The organism is Agromyces sp. Leaf222 (assembly GCF_001421565.1).
In the GTDB taxonomy this organism is placed as follows: Bacteria; Actinomycetota; Actinomycetes; order Actinomycetales; family Microbacteriaceae; genus Agromyces.
Genome location: NZ_LMKQ01000001.1, coordinates 1,382,828 through 1,396,330, shown reverse-complemented (window position 1 = coordinate 1,396,330; position 13,503 = coordinate 1,382,828). Strand labels below are relative to the sequence as shown.

Here is a 13,503-nt window from a genome sequence, read left to right as displayed (position 1 = left end):
TAGCCGTGAGGCATCCTCCGCCTTCGACGCACGTCGATCGACGTCACGTGAGCGGATGTCGCGGCCACGCGCGGCTGGCAGACTTGATGCATGCCCGCGGATGCCTCGCCCCACCCCCGGCGGCTTCGACCCGGGCAGCGCGTGGGCACCGTCACCCGCGGCACCACGAACACCAACCGCCTGCGCCGCGTCGATCGCTGGATCGCCGCGCACCCGGCCTTCCTGCACGCCGTCGACCCCTTCGTCGTCGACCTCGGCTACGGGGCGAGCGGCGTCACGACGCTCGAGCTCGCCACCCGACTGGCGCATGTCAGGCCGGGCCTGCGCGTGCTCGGCCTCGAGATCGAGCCGGAGCGGGTGCGCGTCGCACGCGAGCAGCTCTCCGGGGTGCGCGCGGGCGAGCGGCACTTCCCTCCGGGGCTCCAGGTCGACTTCGCGGTCGGGGGCTTCGAGGTGCCGGTCGCCGGCGGCGCCAGGCCCGCGGTGATCCGCGCGTTCAACGTGCTGCGGCAGTACGACGAGTCGGAGGTCGCGGCGGCCTGGGCGTTGATGCGCTCGAGGCTCGCGCCAGGGGGCCTGCTCGTGGAGGGCACCTGCGACGAACTCGGCCGGGTCTCGAGTTGGGTCGGCATCGGCGAGGCCGGCCCCCGCACCTTCACCGTGAGCCTGCGCCGCTCCGGGCTTGAGCTGCCCTCGGTCGTCGCCGAGCGCCTGCCCAAGGCGCTCATCCACCGCAACGTGCCTGGCGAGCGCATCCACGCCCTGCTCGGCGACCTCGACCTCGCGTGGCGCACGCACGCGGCGATGGCCGTCTACGGACCGTCGCAGCGGTGGATCGCCACCGTCGCGACGCTGCGCCACGAGGGATGGCCGATCATCGGCGGCCCGCGCCGCGCCAGGCTCGGCGAGTTGACGGTGCCGTGGTCGGCGGTCGCCCCGCTCGGCTGACGGCGCGGGTCAGGGGCGCGAGCCGAGCCTCGGCAGTCGCGGCACGTCGACGGCGGACGCCGCCTCGGCCGGCACGATCTCGACCTGGGCGGCCGCGACATCCGTGCCGTGGCTCTCGACGATCAGCGGGAGATCGGCCGGCACCTGCCGCTTGATCACCGCGAGCGCGACCGGGCCGAGCTCGTGGTGCATGGTGCTCGACGTGATGTGGCCGACGACGCGCCGCTCGGGCGCCTCGCCCGGCGCCGGCTCGGGGCGCACCTTCTCGCCGATGACCTCGTCGCCCGGGGCCGGAAGCACGGTGTCGCTGCCATCGAGGTGCAGGAGCACGAGCCGCCGAGGGGGTCGCCCGAGGTTCAGCACTTTGGCCACGGTCTCCTGGCCCTTGTAGCAGCCCTTGCCGAGGTCGACCGCGCTCTGCAACCAGTCGAGCTCGTGCGGCAGGCTCCGCTCGTCGACCTCGGTGGCGAGCCGCGGACGCCATGCGGCGATGCGCAGCGCCTCGGCGGCGAGCGAGCCTGCGACCTCGACGCGGCCGGCGCGCACCGCTGCGGCCGCCTCGGAGCGGGCCTCGCGAGCGACGATGCGCTCGATGAAGTGCCAGTCGGATGCCGGATGCCCCGCGTCGCGCGCATAGCGGTGCGTGCCGGGGATGCGCGCCGACCACGGGTCGTTCCAGTCGAGCGCGACGCCGGCGGGCGAGGCGGCGGGCACGGCCGCGTCGAGCGCGGACGCGGACATCGCGCCGAGCACGGCGAACTCGCCCGATCGGTCGGCGACCTCGACGCGGAGCATGAAGCGCATGCGGTCGAGGAAGGACACCAGCGGCGCGGCATCCGCTCCCTCGACGATGAGCCAGGTCGTCTCGCCGTCGTCGATGGCGTGCACCACGTGCTCGATGCGACCGGATGCGTCGAGGAAGAGCGCCTCGATGCTCTCGCCCGGACGCAGGCGGGCGAACGACTGGCTGGCCATGGAGTGCAGCCACGAGAGGCGGTCGGGACCCGTGACCGTGACGATGCCGCGATCGGAGAGGTCGACGATCGCGGTGCCGCGCTCGAGGTGGCGCTGCTCGACGATCGGGTTGCCGTAGTGGCCTGGGCCGGCGACGGCCTCGTCGACGTCTTCGGTCGGGACGGCGCCGGGGAGCGAGAGGAAGGGAGACGCGGACATCAGTCGACCTTCGCGAGGCGGGCAGAGGCGTGCGTGCGAAGGTCTTGCCCCAGGGCGGCGATGTCCCACGCCCAGAGCAGGTGCCCCTCGACCAGGCCGTAGAGGCGGGTCGCCGCCGAGTAGTCCTTCGCGCCGGCGCCACGCATGACCGCATCGGTCGCGAGGTCGATGCGCGGACCCTTGACCTGGCCCAGGTAGAGCTCGGCGACGCCGCCGGGGTGCACGAGCGAGACCTCGAGGTCGAAGCCGCCGTCGGCGTTGCGGAGCGTCTCGACGTCGTCGGCCGATCGGATGCGGGACTCCCCGACACCGGGCAGCAGGGCCGGGCCGGGATCGCCGTCGCCGAGCTCGCGCGCGATGCGCCAGTACCCGGTCTCGGTCGCGAGCGGACGCGGGTCGCCGTCAGGCTCGGCCGGGAACAGCCACGTGTACGACGTGTAGTTCAGGTGCGGCAGGCCATCGTGGCTGAAGCTGATGCGCTGCCCGAACTCGTGCGTGACCTTCTCGTCGCCGACCGTGTAGTCGAGGACGCCGGAGCCCTCCCAGACCCCGAGGAGCCACGAGAGCGGAACGAGTTCCGCCGGCAGGTCGACGGGGAGATCGATCATCGCCACATCTTCACCAGCGCCTAGCGCTGTCCCTTGAAGAGCTTGTAGACCACGACACCGCTGATCCATGCGATCGCGAGGCTCGCGAGACCGAGCAGACCGATGAAGAGGAGTTCGAGAGCGAGCAGCTGCGACATGCTCAGAGTCTATCCGCTCAGGCCGCGAGGGTCGGCGCCACGATGATCGCGGCGATCCCCACGACCAGCACCGCCCCGCCGACGCTCGCGCTGGCGCGCACCACGTAGCCCGGCGGCCGGCGCGTCGCGAGCTGCGCCACGAGCGCCCCGACCACGCTCGTCGCGAGCACCACGCCGAGCGCGTCGTAGACGCCGAGCGCGTCGGCATCGCCGAACCATGCCCGAGTGCCGCCGTACGCGAGCGAGATCACGATGACGGAGCCGACCACCGCGATCGCCCAGACGACGCCGATCGAGAGCCATCCGCCGTTCGATTCGGTCTCCGCGTGCATGTCGTCCTCTTCGTGTCAGCGCCGGGCTCGTGCAGTCCCGTAGTATTTGGTGAACCTTACTCCTGGAGTGTGTGCGTGGCGCAGTTGCTGATCCTGTCGCCGGCGGCTAACGAAGAAGTTCTTCCGGCGCTTTCACTGCTGTCTCACCGAACGCGGATCATCCCCGCTTCGCCTGAGCAGCTGGTCAGAGCGCCCGAATCGGACCTCGTCTTCCTCGACGCGCGCACGAACCTCGCCGCGGCGAAGGCCCTCGCGCAGATCCTGCGCACCACCGGCCTCTCGTCGCCGCTCCTGCTCATCGTCACCGAGGGCGGCCTCACGGCGGTCACCCCCGACTGGGGCGTCGACGACGTCGTGCTCGAGCACGCCGGCCCGGCCGAGGTCGACGCGCGCATCCGGCTCGCGCTCGGGCGCGCGGCGGCGACGCAGCCGTCCGAACGCATCCAGACCTCCGGCGTCGTGATCGACGAGGCCAGCTACTCCGCCAAGGTGCACGGTCGAACGCTCGACCTCACCTACAAGGAGTTCGAGCTGCTGCGATTCCTCGCGGCGCATCCGTCGCGCGTGTTCACTCGAGAGCAGTTGCTCAGCGAGGTCTGGGGGTACGACTACTTCGGCGGCACGCGCACGGTCGACGTGCACGTGCGGCGCCTGCGCGCCAAGCTCGGCGATCTCGACAGCCTCATCGGCACGGTCCGCAACGTCGGATACCGCTTCAACGTGCACGAAGACGACGAAGGCGCCCCCGTCACGACCCGTTGACACGGTGTTCATCGCCGCCATCGCCTCGAATGGCATTATGAGGGGATGACCACGGACAGCGCACTCGACGAAGACCGCACGTCGAGCGATTTCGACGACGACTTCGAACCGTTCGACATCGAAGGCGCCCCCGACCTTCCGGCGGAGCGCTACCTCGATCGCGAACTGAGCTGGCTCGCGTTCAACAAGCGGGTGCTCGAGCTGGCGGAGGACTCCTCGCTGCCGGTGCTCGAGCGAGCCAACTTCCTCGCGATCTTCGCCTCGAACCTCGACGAGTTCTTCATGGTGCGAGTGGCCGGCCTCAAGCGCCGCATCATCACCGGGCTCGCGGTGCCCACGAACGTCGGCCGCGCCCCGCTCGACGTGCTGGGCGACGTCTCGAAGCAGGCGCACGAACTGCAGTCCAGGCACGCCGCCGTCTACCAGGACCTCGTGAAGCCGGCGCTGGCCGAGGCGGGCATCCGCGTGGTCACCTGGAGCGCGCTCGGCGACGAGGCGCGCGACCACCTCCGCGACTACTTCTCCAGCCAGATCTTCCCGGTGCTGATGCCGCTCGCGGTCGACCCGGCGCATCCGTTCCCCTATATCTCCGGTCTCTCGCTGAACCTCTCGGTGCGCGTGCGCAACTCGCGCACCGGTCGGCAGGAGTTCGCCCGCGTCAAGGTGCCGCAGATGCTGCCGCGCTTCGTGCGCGTCGACCCGACCGAGTCGGTCGAGAACGCCAGGTACGTCACCCTCGAGGAGCTCATCGCCAACCACCTCGGCGATCTCTTCCCCGGCATGGAGATCCTCGAGCACCACGTGTTCCGCGTCACGCGCAACGAGGACGTCGAGATCGAGGAGGACGAGACCGAGAACCTCATCAAGGCGCTCGAGAAGGAGCTGCTGCGTCGCAGGTTCGGTCCGCCCATCCGCCTCGAGGTCACCGACGACATGGACGACGTCACGCTCGGCCTGCTCGTGCGCGAGCTCGACGTCACCGACCAGGAGGTCTTCCGCCTCCCGGCGCCGCTCGACCTCGGGGGCCTCTTCGACCTCTCGCGCCTCGACCGGCCCGAACTGCACTACCCGATCCACGTGCCGGTGACGGCGCAGCAGCTGCAGCCGTCCGACACGAACCTGCGGGCCGACATCTTCAAGGCCGTCTCGCGGCGCGACGTGCTGCTGCACCACCCCTACGAGTCGTTCGCGACGAGCGTGCAGGCCTTCCTCGAGCAGGCCGCCGCCGATCCCGACGTGCTCGCGATCAAGCAGACGCTCTACCGCACGTCGGGCGACAGCCCCATCGTCGAGGCGCTCATCGACGCTGCCGAGTCCGGCAAGCAGGTGCTGGCCCTCGTCGAGATCAAGGCGCGCTTCGACGAGCAGGCGAACATCACCTGGGCGCGCAAGCTCGAGAAGGCCGGCGTGCACGTGGTCTACGGGCTCGTCGGCCTGAAGACCCACTGCAAGCTCGCGCTCGTGATCCGCCAGGAGAAGGGCACGCTGCGGCACTACTCCCACATCGGAACGGGCAACTACAACCCCAAGACGAGCCGCATCTACGAGGACCTCGGGCTGCTCACCGCCGACGACCAGGTCGGCAAGGACCTCACGCGCCTGTTCAACGAGCTGTCCGGCTACGCGATCGAGAAGAAGTTCAAGCGCCTGCTCGTCGCCCCGCTGCACCTGCGCAAGGGGCTCCTGAAGCACATCGCCGCCGAGGTGGCCAACGCGAAGGCCGGCAAGCCCGCCGGCATCCGCATCAAGGTCAACTCGATGGTCGACGAGGCCATCATCGACGCGCTCTACCGCGCCTCGAACTCGGGTGTGAAGGTCGAGGTGTGGGTGCGCGGCATCTGCAGCCTCCGGCCCGGCATCCCCGGGCTCAGCGAGAACATCACGGTGCGCTCGATCCTCGGGCGATACCTCGAGCACTCGCGCATCTTCTCGTTCGCCAACGCCGGCGATCCGCAGATCCACATCGGCTCCGCCGACATGATGCACCGCAACCTCGACCGTCGCGTCGAGGCGCTCGTGCGCCTCACCGACCCCGGCCACGTCACCGAGGTGAACGCGCTGTTCGACCGCGCCATGGACGACACGACGAGCTCGTGGCACCTCGACGGCGACGGAACGTGGACCAGGCGCGCGGTCGACGAGTCCGGACAGCCGCTCGAGGACATGCAGTCCTCGCTCATGCTCGAGATCGCCCAGCGCAGCAGTCGATCAGGCCAACGCCGATGAGGGCCGAGACGGCGGTGTACGCCGCCGGCGCCGTGTGCTGGCGCATCATCGACGGCCGCATGCACGTGCTGCTCATCCACCGCACGGTGCACGGCGACGTGACCATCCCGAAGGGCAAGGTCGACCCGGGCGAGACGCTCCCCCAGACCGCGGTGCGCGAGATCCAGGAGGAGACGGGGCTCGCGATCGCGCTCGGCGTGCCGCTCGGCATCTCGCGCTACATGATGCCGAGCGGGCGCGAGAAGGTCGTGCACTACTGGGCGGGCGAGGTCAGCGACCATGCCCTGCAGCATTCGACCTTCAAGCCCAACGCCGAGGTCGCCGCGCTCGAATGGGTCACCATCAAGCGTGCGCGCGGCTACCTGACGTACGCACCGGATGTCGAGATCCTCGAGAACTTCGCGGCACTCGTCGAGCAGGGCGTCACGAGCACGTTCGCGCTCCTGCTGGTGCGCCACGGCAAGGCGCTCGCCCGCAGCGGCTGGAAGGGCGACGACTCCGCCAGGCCCCTCACCGCCAGGGGCGTCGCGCAGGCCGCGGCCCTCGCGGACACCCTCGCCGCGTGGCGGCCGGAGCGCATCGTCTCGAGTCCCGCGATTCGCTGCGTCACGACCGTGCGACCGCTCTCGGCCGCGACGTCGATCAAGGTCAAGCTGAAGCCCGGCATCAGCGAGGATGCATGGGCGAGCGGCGATGCCGACATCCGAGGCGTCGTCGGCAAGCGCATCCGCTCCGGCCGGTCGGTCGTGCTCTGCAGCCACGGCCCGGTGCTGCCCGAGATCATCCGCGAGATCTCCCTCGCCACGTCGACGCCGTTGGGCTCCTACGTGACGGATGCCGCCGAGCTCGAGCCCGGCGGATTCAGCGTCGTGCACGTGTCCAAGACGAACTCCGGGTCGGGCGTCATCGCGATCGAGACGCACGCACCGAAGGCCTGAACCACCTTCCCTTCCCACGAATGAGGCGAGGCCGGGGAGCCGAGATCCGCGGAAATCCGCGGGACTTCCGCGACGGACAGCGGTCGTTCACCTTCCGTTCACCGCTGTGGCGCAAGCTCGTAAGGCAGGCTGCATAGCCTCGCAGGCGGGTCGGCACCCGGCCCCAACCTGCACTCAATCCCCGGAAGGGAACCTCACGTGAACCTCAAGCGTTTCGGCGTGCCCGCCGTCGTCGCCATCACGGCCGCGCTCGCGCTCAGCTCCTGCGCCACGAACGAAGGCGGCGCCGCCGCTCCCGAGGAGTCGGCCTCGACGCTCTCGGGCACCATCAACGCAGCCGGCGCATCGTCGCAGGGCAGCGCCCAGGAGGCCTGGATCGCAGCCTTCCAGACGGCCAACACCGGCGTCACGATCAACTACGACCCGTCGGGCTCCGGCGCCGGTCGTGAGAGCTTCATCGCGGGCGGCGTGGACTTCGCCGGCTCGGACTCGTACCTGAAGGACGAGGAGCTCGCGGGCGAATTCGCCTCCTGCGCCCCCGACACCGCGGCGATCGACCTCCCGGTCTACATCTCGCCGATCGCGCTCATCTTCAACATCGACGGCGTCGACGAGCTCAACCTCGACTCCGCGACGATCGCGAAGATCTTCAAGGGCGAGATCACCACCTGGAACGACCCGGCGATCGTCGCGCTCAACCCCGACGCGACCCTGCCGGCCGCGAACATCACGGCCGTGCACCGCTCCGACGACTCGGGCACCACGAAGAACTTCGCGGACTACCTGTTCCAGACGGCCCCCGACGTGTGGGACGCCGAGCCGGCCGACCCGTTCCCGTACCAGACCGGTGAGGGCGCCCAGGGCACCTCGGGCGTCGTCGACGCCGTCACCAACGGCGTGAACACCATCGGCTACGCCGACGCGTCGCGCGCCGGAGACCTCGGTGTCGCGAACCTCGAGGTCGGCGGCGAGTTCGTCGGCTACACGGCCGAGGCCGCTGCAGCCGTCGTCGCCGAGTCGCCGCTGGTCGAGGGCCGTGAGGCGAACGACCTCGCGATCGCGCTGGACCGCACCACGACCGACCCGACGCACTACCCGCTGGTGCTCGTGAGCTACGCGATCGTCTGCCAGGAGTACGCCGACGCAGCGCAGGGCGAACTCGTCAAGTCGTACGTCAGCTACATCGCCAGCGCCGACGGCCAGGCCCTCGCCGCCGAGCAGGCCGGTTCGGCTCCGCTCTCGTCCGACCTGTCGGACAAGGTCGCGGCCGCGCTCGAGACCGTCAAGTAGCACCCGCTGCCCGGCCCGGTCGCCCGCCATTGTGCGCGGCGACCGGGTCGGGCAGGCTTGGCGCGTCGGCACCAGCGCGAGCGCCGCCCAGTTCCCCATCCCGATGCACGCAGGAAGACCCGGACATGACGTCAGCCCCACCGGCATCCGCGATCACCGCGAAAGCCAGACCCGGTGACCGGGTGTTCTCCACCGCCACGGTCGTGGCCGGTTCCCTCATCCTCGTCACGCTCGCCGCCGTGGCGATCTTCCTCGTCGCCCAGTCGCTGCCGGCCTTCACGGCCGAAGCCGAGGACTTCAAGGGCGACGCCGACAACTTCTGGCAGTACGTCGGTCCGCTCGTCTTCGGCACGCTGTGGGCCGCCGCCCTCGCACTGATCATGGCGATCCCGGTCGCACTCGGCATCGCGCTGTTCATCTCGCACTACGCGCCGCGCCGCCTCGCCCAGGGCCTCGGGTACGTCATCGACCTGCTCGCGGCCGTGCCGTCGGTGGTCTTCGGCCTCTGGGGCATCTCGGTGCTCGCCCCCGCGGTGCAGCCGTTCTACACCAGCCTCACCGAGTGGTTCGGCTGGTTCCCGCTCTTCGCCGGCCCCGTGTCCGGCACCGGGCGCACGATCCTCACGGTCGCCGTGGTGCTCGCGGTCATGGTGCTGCCGATCATCACCGCGCTCTGCCGCGAGGTCTTCCTGCAGACCCCGGTGCTGCACGAGGAGGCGGCCCTCGCCCTCGGCGCCACCCGCTGGGAGATGATCAAGCTCTCCGTTCTGCCCTTCGGTCGTCCCGGCATCATCTCCGCGTCGATGCTCGGCCTCGGCCGTGCACTCGGCGAGACGATGGTCGTGGCCATGGTGCTCTCGCCCGCGTCGATCATCTCCTTCGCCCTGCTGCAGTCGCAGAACCCGACCACCATCGCGGCGAACATCGCGCTGAACTTCCCCGAGGCGCACGGCGTCGGGGTCAACATCCTCATCGCGACGGGCCTGATCCTCTTCGTGATCACCCTCGCCGTCAACATGATCGCCCGGTACATCGTCGACCGGCGCAAGGAATTCTCGGGAGCGAACTGATGAGCGTCCTCACCTCGCCCCCGAAGTCGCCGGTCGGCACGCCGGTCTCGAACTCGCTCACCGCGGGAAAGCTGCCCCGCTACGCCTCGGTCTACGTGCTCGTCTCGTGCATCGCGGTCATGTCCGCGATCTTCGCGATGGTGGCGATCGCGGGCGGCACCGACTTCAACATCGCGGCCGCCGTGTTCCTCGGCGTCGTGGCCTACGTCGTCGTCATCTGGGTGCTCTCCCGCGCCGTCGAAGGCCCGCGCAAGGCGGCCGACCGGTTGGTGACCGCGCTCGTGGCGACCGCCTTCACCATTGCGCTGCTGCCGCTCATCTCGGTCACGTACACGACCATCGTGAACGGGCTGCCCCGCTTCGACATCCAGTTCTTCAGCGAGTCGATGCGCAACGTCGTCGGCCCCGGCGGCGGCGCACTGCACGCGATCGTCGGCACGCTGCTCGTCACGGGCATGGCCGCGCTCATCTCGGTGCCGGTCGGCCTGCTCGCGGCGATCTACCTGGTCGAGTACGGCCGCGGGCGCCTGAAGCACGGCATCACGTTCTTCGTCGACGTCATGACGGGCATCCCGTCGATCGTCGCCGGCCTGTTCGCGTTCGCGCTGTTCGCACTGATCACCGACGACCCCGGCATCCGATTCGGCTTCGGCGGCTCGGTCGCGCTCTCGGTGCTCATGATCCCCGTGGTCGTGCGCTCGAGCGAGGAGATGCTGAAGCTCGTGCCCAACGAGCTGCGCGAGGCCTCGTACGCCCTCGGCGTGCCGAAGTGGCTGACGATCCTCAAGGTCGTGCTGCCCACGTCGATCGCGGGCATCATCACGGGCGTCATGATCTCGATCGCCCGCGTCATCGGCGAGACGGCCCCGCTGCTCATCATCGCGGGCTTCACGACGAGCATGAACTACAACCTCTTCGCGGAGCGGATGATGACCCTCCCCGTCTTCGTGTACACCCAGTACGCCAACCAGGGCGCCGACACCCAGGCCTACATCGACCGCGCCTGGGCCGGAGCGCTCACGCTCATCCTCATCGTCGCCCTGCTGAACGTCATCGCCCGGGTCGTCGCCAAGGTCTTCTCGCCGAAGACCGGCCGCTGACGCCGCGCCACCCCCAGACCTGAAACCCCTCCCGAGCCCAGAGAGAAGCGAAGCTCCCAAGTGTCAAAGCGCATCGAAGTCAACGACCTGAACGTCTACTACAGCAGTTTCCTCGCGGTCGAGGGCGTCACGCTCCAGATCGAGCCGCGCACGGTCACGGCGTTCATCGGTCCGTCGGGCTGCGGCAAGTCGACGTTCCTCCGCACGCTGAACCGCATGCACGAGGTCATCCCCGGCGCACGCGTGCAGGGCGAGGTGCTCATCGACGGCAACAACCTCTACGACGCCGCGGTCGACCCGGTGCTCGTGCGGCGCCAGGTGGGCATGGTCTTCCAGCGCCCGAACCCGTTCCCGACGATGTCGATCAAGGAGAACGTGCTCGCCGGCGTACGCCTGAACAACAAGCGCATCTCGAAGTCCGACGCCGACGACCTCGTCGAGAAGTCGCTGCGCGGCGCGAACCTCTGGAACGAGGTCAAGGACCGTCTCGACCGCCCCGGTTCCGGCCTGTCGGGCGGCCAGCAGCAGCGCCTCTGCATCGCGCGCACGATCGCCGTCTCGCCCGAGGTGATCCTCATGGACGAGCCGTGCTCGGCCCTCGACCCGATCTCGACCCTCGCCATCGAGGACCTCATCGAGGAGCTCAAGCTGCAGTACACGATCGTGATCGTGACGCACAACATGCAGCAGGCTTCGCGCGTGAGCGACCGCACGGCCTTCTTCAACATCGCCGGCACCGGCAAGCCCGGCAAGCTCATCGAGTACGACGACACCACGACGATGTTCTCGAACCCGTCGGTGAAGGCGACCGAGGACTACGTCTCGGGCCGCTTCGGATGATCGGATGCCGCGTCTGATGCGGCGGCAGTGAACGACGGATGCCCCGGAGCGAAACTCGCTCCGGGGCATCCGGTGTTCTCGGCTTGCCGTCGATCTCGAGACGCGGTGCGCGCTACCCGACCGACGTCGGCAGGTGCGTCAGCACGCGCCCTGGAGGGCCCACGGCCCCCATTGCTCGGCCCCGGGAGTATTGCCCTGCGTCCACCACTTGGCCTTATAGGTCGAGCCCTGGTGGCTCACCACTGCGCCGCCGTTGTACGCGGCCGTCGCCGACCAGGCCGTCGCCGAGCAGGTGCCCGGGTCGGTCGGCGGCGTCGTCGGAGGCGTGGTGGGCGGCGTCGTCGGAGGTGTGGTCGGCGGGGTCGTCGTGCACGAGCCGACGAGCGCCCAGACGTCGTTGGTGCCGGGCGTGTTGCCCTGCGTCCACCACTTCGCCGAGTACTCGGAGCCGTTGTGCGACACCTTCTGACCACCCGTGTAGACGGTCGCGGCGTTCCAGGCTGCTGCGGCGCAGTCGCCCGGGTTCGTCGGATCGGTCGGGTCGGTGGGATCGGTCGGATCCGTCGGCCCGGTCGGGCCCACCGGATCCGTCGCCGGTCCGGTCTTGGCCGCGCGGAGCTTGTCGGCGAGCGTGCCGATCAGCTCGCCGTTGCGGTCGCCGTCGAGCTCCCACCACATGCCGCCGCCGAGGCCCTGGTCGACGATGTACTGCGACTTGCGGGTGGTCGACTTGACGCTGTCGTAGCTCCACCACTGGTTGCCGTCGTACCGCCATGCGGCGCCGAGCGCGGCGTCGTAGTACTCGGTGCCGAGGGTCTTCAGCTTGTCGTAGTCCTCGTTGCCCTTCTCCCACGTGCCGGGTGCGGCATCCGTCGCGGTGCCCCAGGCGTTGGAGGACTTCACGCCCTGCCAGCCTCGACCATAGGCCGCGAGGCCGATGCCGAGCTGCTTCGGGTTGATGCCCGTCTTGAGGTACTCCTTGACGGCCTTGTCGACGCTGAACCGCTGCGCCGGAGCGCGGGTGTCGGCCGGGTCGTCGAACAGGTTCGCCTGGTGGCCGGTCAGCGTCGGGTTCCACGCACCGTGCAGGTCGTAGCCCTGGATGTTGCCGTAGTCGAGGTAGCGGAAGTTCTCGGGGTCGTTCCAGCCGCCCGACGCGATGTCGCCGGGGTTCGCCGGCAGGAAGGCCGAGAGCTGGTAGGGGTGCCCGTTCTCGGCGGTCAGCGCGTCGACCTGCGTGCGGAACTCCTTCAGCAGCGCCTTGAAGTTCGCCTTGTCGTTCGCGACGTCGACGTGGTTGCCCACCTCGCCGTTCAGCGATCCGGGCCACTCCCAGTCGATGTCGATGCCGTCGAAGACGCCGGCTGCAGCGCCGGTGCCGCCGCGGCCGTCGATCACCGGCAGGTTGCCGCGGAGGTAGAGGTCGACGCAGCTCTTCACGAACTTCTTGCGCGAGGCATCCGTCGCGGCCGCCTTGGAGAAGTTCTTCGACCAGGTCCAGCCGCCGAGCGAGATCATGACCTTGAGCTTCGGGTGCTTCGCCTTCAGCTGCTTGAGCTGGTTGAACGAGCCGGCGAGCTTCTGGTCCCACGAGTCCGCGACCCCCGCGACGGAGTTCGCCGCGGTGTAGCCCATGCCGAAGTCCGCCCATGCGTCACCAGCGCCGTCGGAGCCGTTGGGCCCGGTGCCCTGCGCCTTGTTCGCGATGAAGCACTCGAGGGTCTGGTGGTTGATGTTGCCGAACGAGTAGTTGATGTGGGTGAGGTCGGCGGCGGTGCCCGAGGTCTCGAGCTGCTTCGCCTGGAAGGCGCGGCCGTAGACGCCCCACTGGGCGAAGTAGCCGACGTTGCGATAGCCGTTGACGGCGCTCGGCGCCGTCTCTGGGGCGGCGACGGCGGGGGCCGCAGCCCCGACCGCGGCGAGACCGGCGACCAGCGCGCCGGTGGCGAGGGTGGCGAGCGCCGTGCGCATGCCCCGTCGCGTGCTTCTCTGTCTCTGCATGGTGTCCTTCGTCGAGGGAGGATCGGGCGCGGTCGCGCCCCTCGAGGTCACGGTACGAGCGGATGCCGCGTCGCGGCG

General features: G+C 69.6%; 12 protein-coding genes. 8 read left to right on the top strand and 4 right to left on the bottom strand.

Going from position 1 to position 13,503, the window contains the following annotated elements:
• The first annotated feature begins 90 nt into the window (after positions 1-90).
• Entirely contained in the window at positions 91-948 is an 858-nt protein-coding gene (locus ASE68_RS06050) for a class I SAM-dependent methyltransferase (protein WP_055856238.1), read from the top strand.
• Positions 949-957: 9 nt separating this feature from the next.
• Here the strand turns inward: ASE68_RS06050 and ASE68_RS06045 are convergent, their stop codons facing one another.
• From ASE68_RS06045 to ASE68_RS06035, 3 genes are all read right to left on the bottom strand, one after another.
• The gene (locus tag ASE68_RS06045; protein ID WP_055856235.1) at positions 958-2,121 is read right to left on the bottom strand and encodes a folate-binding protein YgfZ; all 1,164 of its coding nucleotides are present in this window, start codon (positions 2,119-2,121) and stop codon (positions 958-960) included.
• On the bottom strand, positions 2,121-2,729 hold the full coding sequence (locus tag ASE68_RS06040) for an FABP family protein (RefSeq protein WP_055860826.1): 609 nt from the start codon (positions 2,727-2,729) through the stop codon (positions 2,121-2,123). Before ASE68_RS06040 ends, ASE68_RS06045 begins: the two co-directional genes overlap by 1 nt.
• 154 nt (positions 2,730-2,883) lie before the next feature.
• Positions 2,884-3,198 carry a hypothetical protein gene (locus ASE68_RS06035; protein WP_055856230.1) on the bottom strand — a complete coding sequence of 105 codons (315 nt, stop codon included), beginning with the start codon at positions 3,196-3,198 and terminating at the stop codon, positions 2,884-2,886.
• 75 nt (positions 3,199-3,273) lie between these two features.
• Here ASE68_RS06035 and ASE68_RS06030 point away from each other — a divergent pair, with 75 nt between their 5' ends.
• The 7 genes from ASE68_RS06030 to pstB all read left to right on the top strand — a co-directional run bounded on the left by ASE68_RS06030 (position 3,274) and on the right by pstB (position 11,424).
• Entirely contained in the window at positions 3,274-3,960 is a 687-nt protein-coding gene (locus ASE68_RS06030) for a response regulator transcription factor (protein WP_055856227.1), read from the top strand.
• A 45-nt stretch (positions 3,961-4,005) separates the two neighbouring features.
• Positions 4,006-6,186 carry an RNA degradosome polyphosphate kinase gene (locus tag ASE68_RS06025; RefSeq protein ID WP_055856224.1) on the top strand — a complete coding sequence of 727 codons (2,181 nt, stop codon included), beginning with the start codon at positions 4,006-4,008 and terminating at the stop codon, positions 6,184-6,186.
• Complete coding sequence (locus ASE68_RS06020) at positions 6,183-7,124, top strand: NUDIX hydrolase (RefSeq protein WP_055856221.1); 942 nt, start codon at positions 6,183-6,185, stop codon at positions 7,122-7,124. The genes ASE68_RS06025 and ASE68_RS06020 overlap by 4 nt, the downstream gene beginning before the upstream one ends.
• A gap of 198 nt (positions 7,125-7,322) precedes the next feature.
• On the top strand, positions 7,323-8,414 hold the full coding sequence (pstS, locus tag ASE68_RS06015; RefSeq protein ID WP_055856219.1) for a phosphate ABC transporter substrate-binding protein PstS: 1,092 nt from the start codon (positions 7,323-7,325) through the stop codon (positions 8,412-8,414).
• Between the two features lie 125 nt (positions 8,415-8,539).
• On the top strand, positions 8,540-9,484 hold the full coding sequence (gene pstC, locus ASE68_RS06010; protein WP_055856215.1) for a phosphate ABC transporter permease subunit PstC: 945 nt from the start codon (positions 8,540-8,542) through the stop codon (positions 9,482-9,484).
• Positions 9,484-10,584: a phosphate ABC transporter permease PstA gene (gene pstA, locus ASE68_RS06005; protein ID WP_055856212.1), complete on the top strand. Its 1,101-nt coding sequence runs from the start codon at positions 9,484-9,486 to the stop codon at positions 10,582-10,584. Before pstC ends, pstA begins: the two co-directional genes overlap by 1 nt.
• Positions 10,585-10,644: 60 nt before the next feature.
• The gene (gene pstB, locus ASE68_RS06000) at positions 10,645-11,424 is read left to right on the top strand and encodes a phosphate ABC transporter ATP-binding protein PstB (protein ID WP_055856210.1); all 780 of its coding nucleotides are present in this window, start codon (positions 10,645-10,647) and stop codon (positions 11,422-11,424) included.
• A 138-nt stretch (positions 11,425-11,562) separates the two neighbouring features.
• Here the strand turns inward: pstB and ASE68_RS05995 are convergent, their stop codons facing one another.
• Positions 11,563-13,425 carry a glycosyl hydrolase family 18 protein gene (locus tag ASE68_RS05995; RefSeq protein ID WP_235480772.1) on the bottom strand — a complete coding sequence of 621 codons (1,863 nt, stop codon included), beginning with the start codon at positions 13,423-13,425 and terminating at the stop codon, positions 11,563-11,565.
• Positions 13,426-13,503: the final 78 nt, after the last annotated feature.

Coding starts and splice junctions, on each gene's coding strand:
- ASE68_RS06025 (WP_055856224.1), top strand. CDS start 4,006: ATGACCACGGACAGCGCACTCGACGAAGACCGCACGTCGAGCGATTTC.
- ASE68_RS05995 (WP_235480772.1), bottom strand. CDS start 13,425: ATGCAGAGACAGAGAAGCACGCGACGGGGCATGCGCACGGCGCTCGCC.
- ASE68_RS06020 (WP_055856221.1), top strand. CDS start 6,183: ATGAGGGCCGAGACGGCGGTGTACGCCGCCGGCGCCGTGTGCTGGCGC.
- pstA (WP_055856212.1), top strand. CDS start 9,484: ATGAGCGTCCTCACCTCGCCCCCGAAGTCGCCGGTCGGCACGCCGGTC.
- ASE68_RS06050 (WP_055856238.1), top strand. CDS start 91: ATGCCCGCGGATGCCTCGCCCCACCCCCGGCGGCTTCGACCCGGGCAG.
- ASE68_RS06035 (WP_055856230.1), bottom strand. CDS start 3,198: ATGCACGCGGAGACCGAATCGAACGGCGGATGGCTCTCGATCGGCGTC.
- pstC (WP_055856215.1), top strand. CDS start 8,540: ATGACGTCAGCCCCACCGGCATCCGCGATCACCGCGAAAGCCAGACCC.
- ASE68_RS06040 (WP_055860826.1), bottom strand. CDS start 2,729: ATGATCGATCTCCCCGTCGACCTGCCGGCGGAACTCGTTCCGCTCTCG.
- ASE68_RS06045 (WP_055856235.1), bottom strand. CDS start 2,121: ATGTCCGCGTCTCCCTTCCTCTCGCTCCCCGGCGCCGTCCCGACCGAA.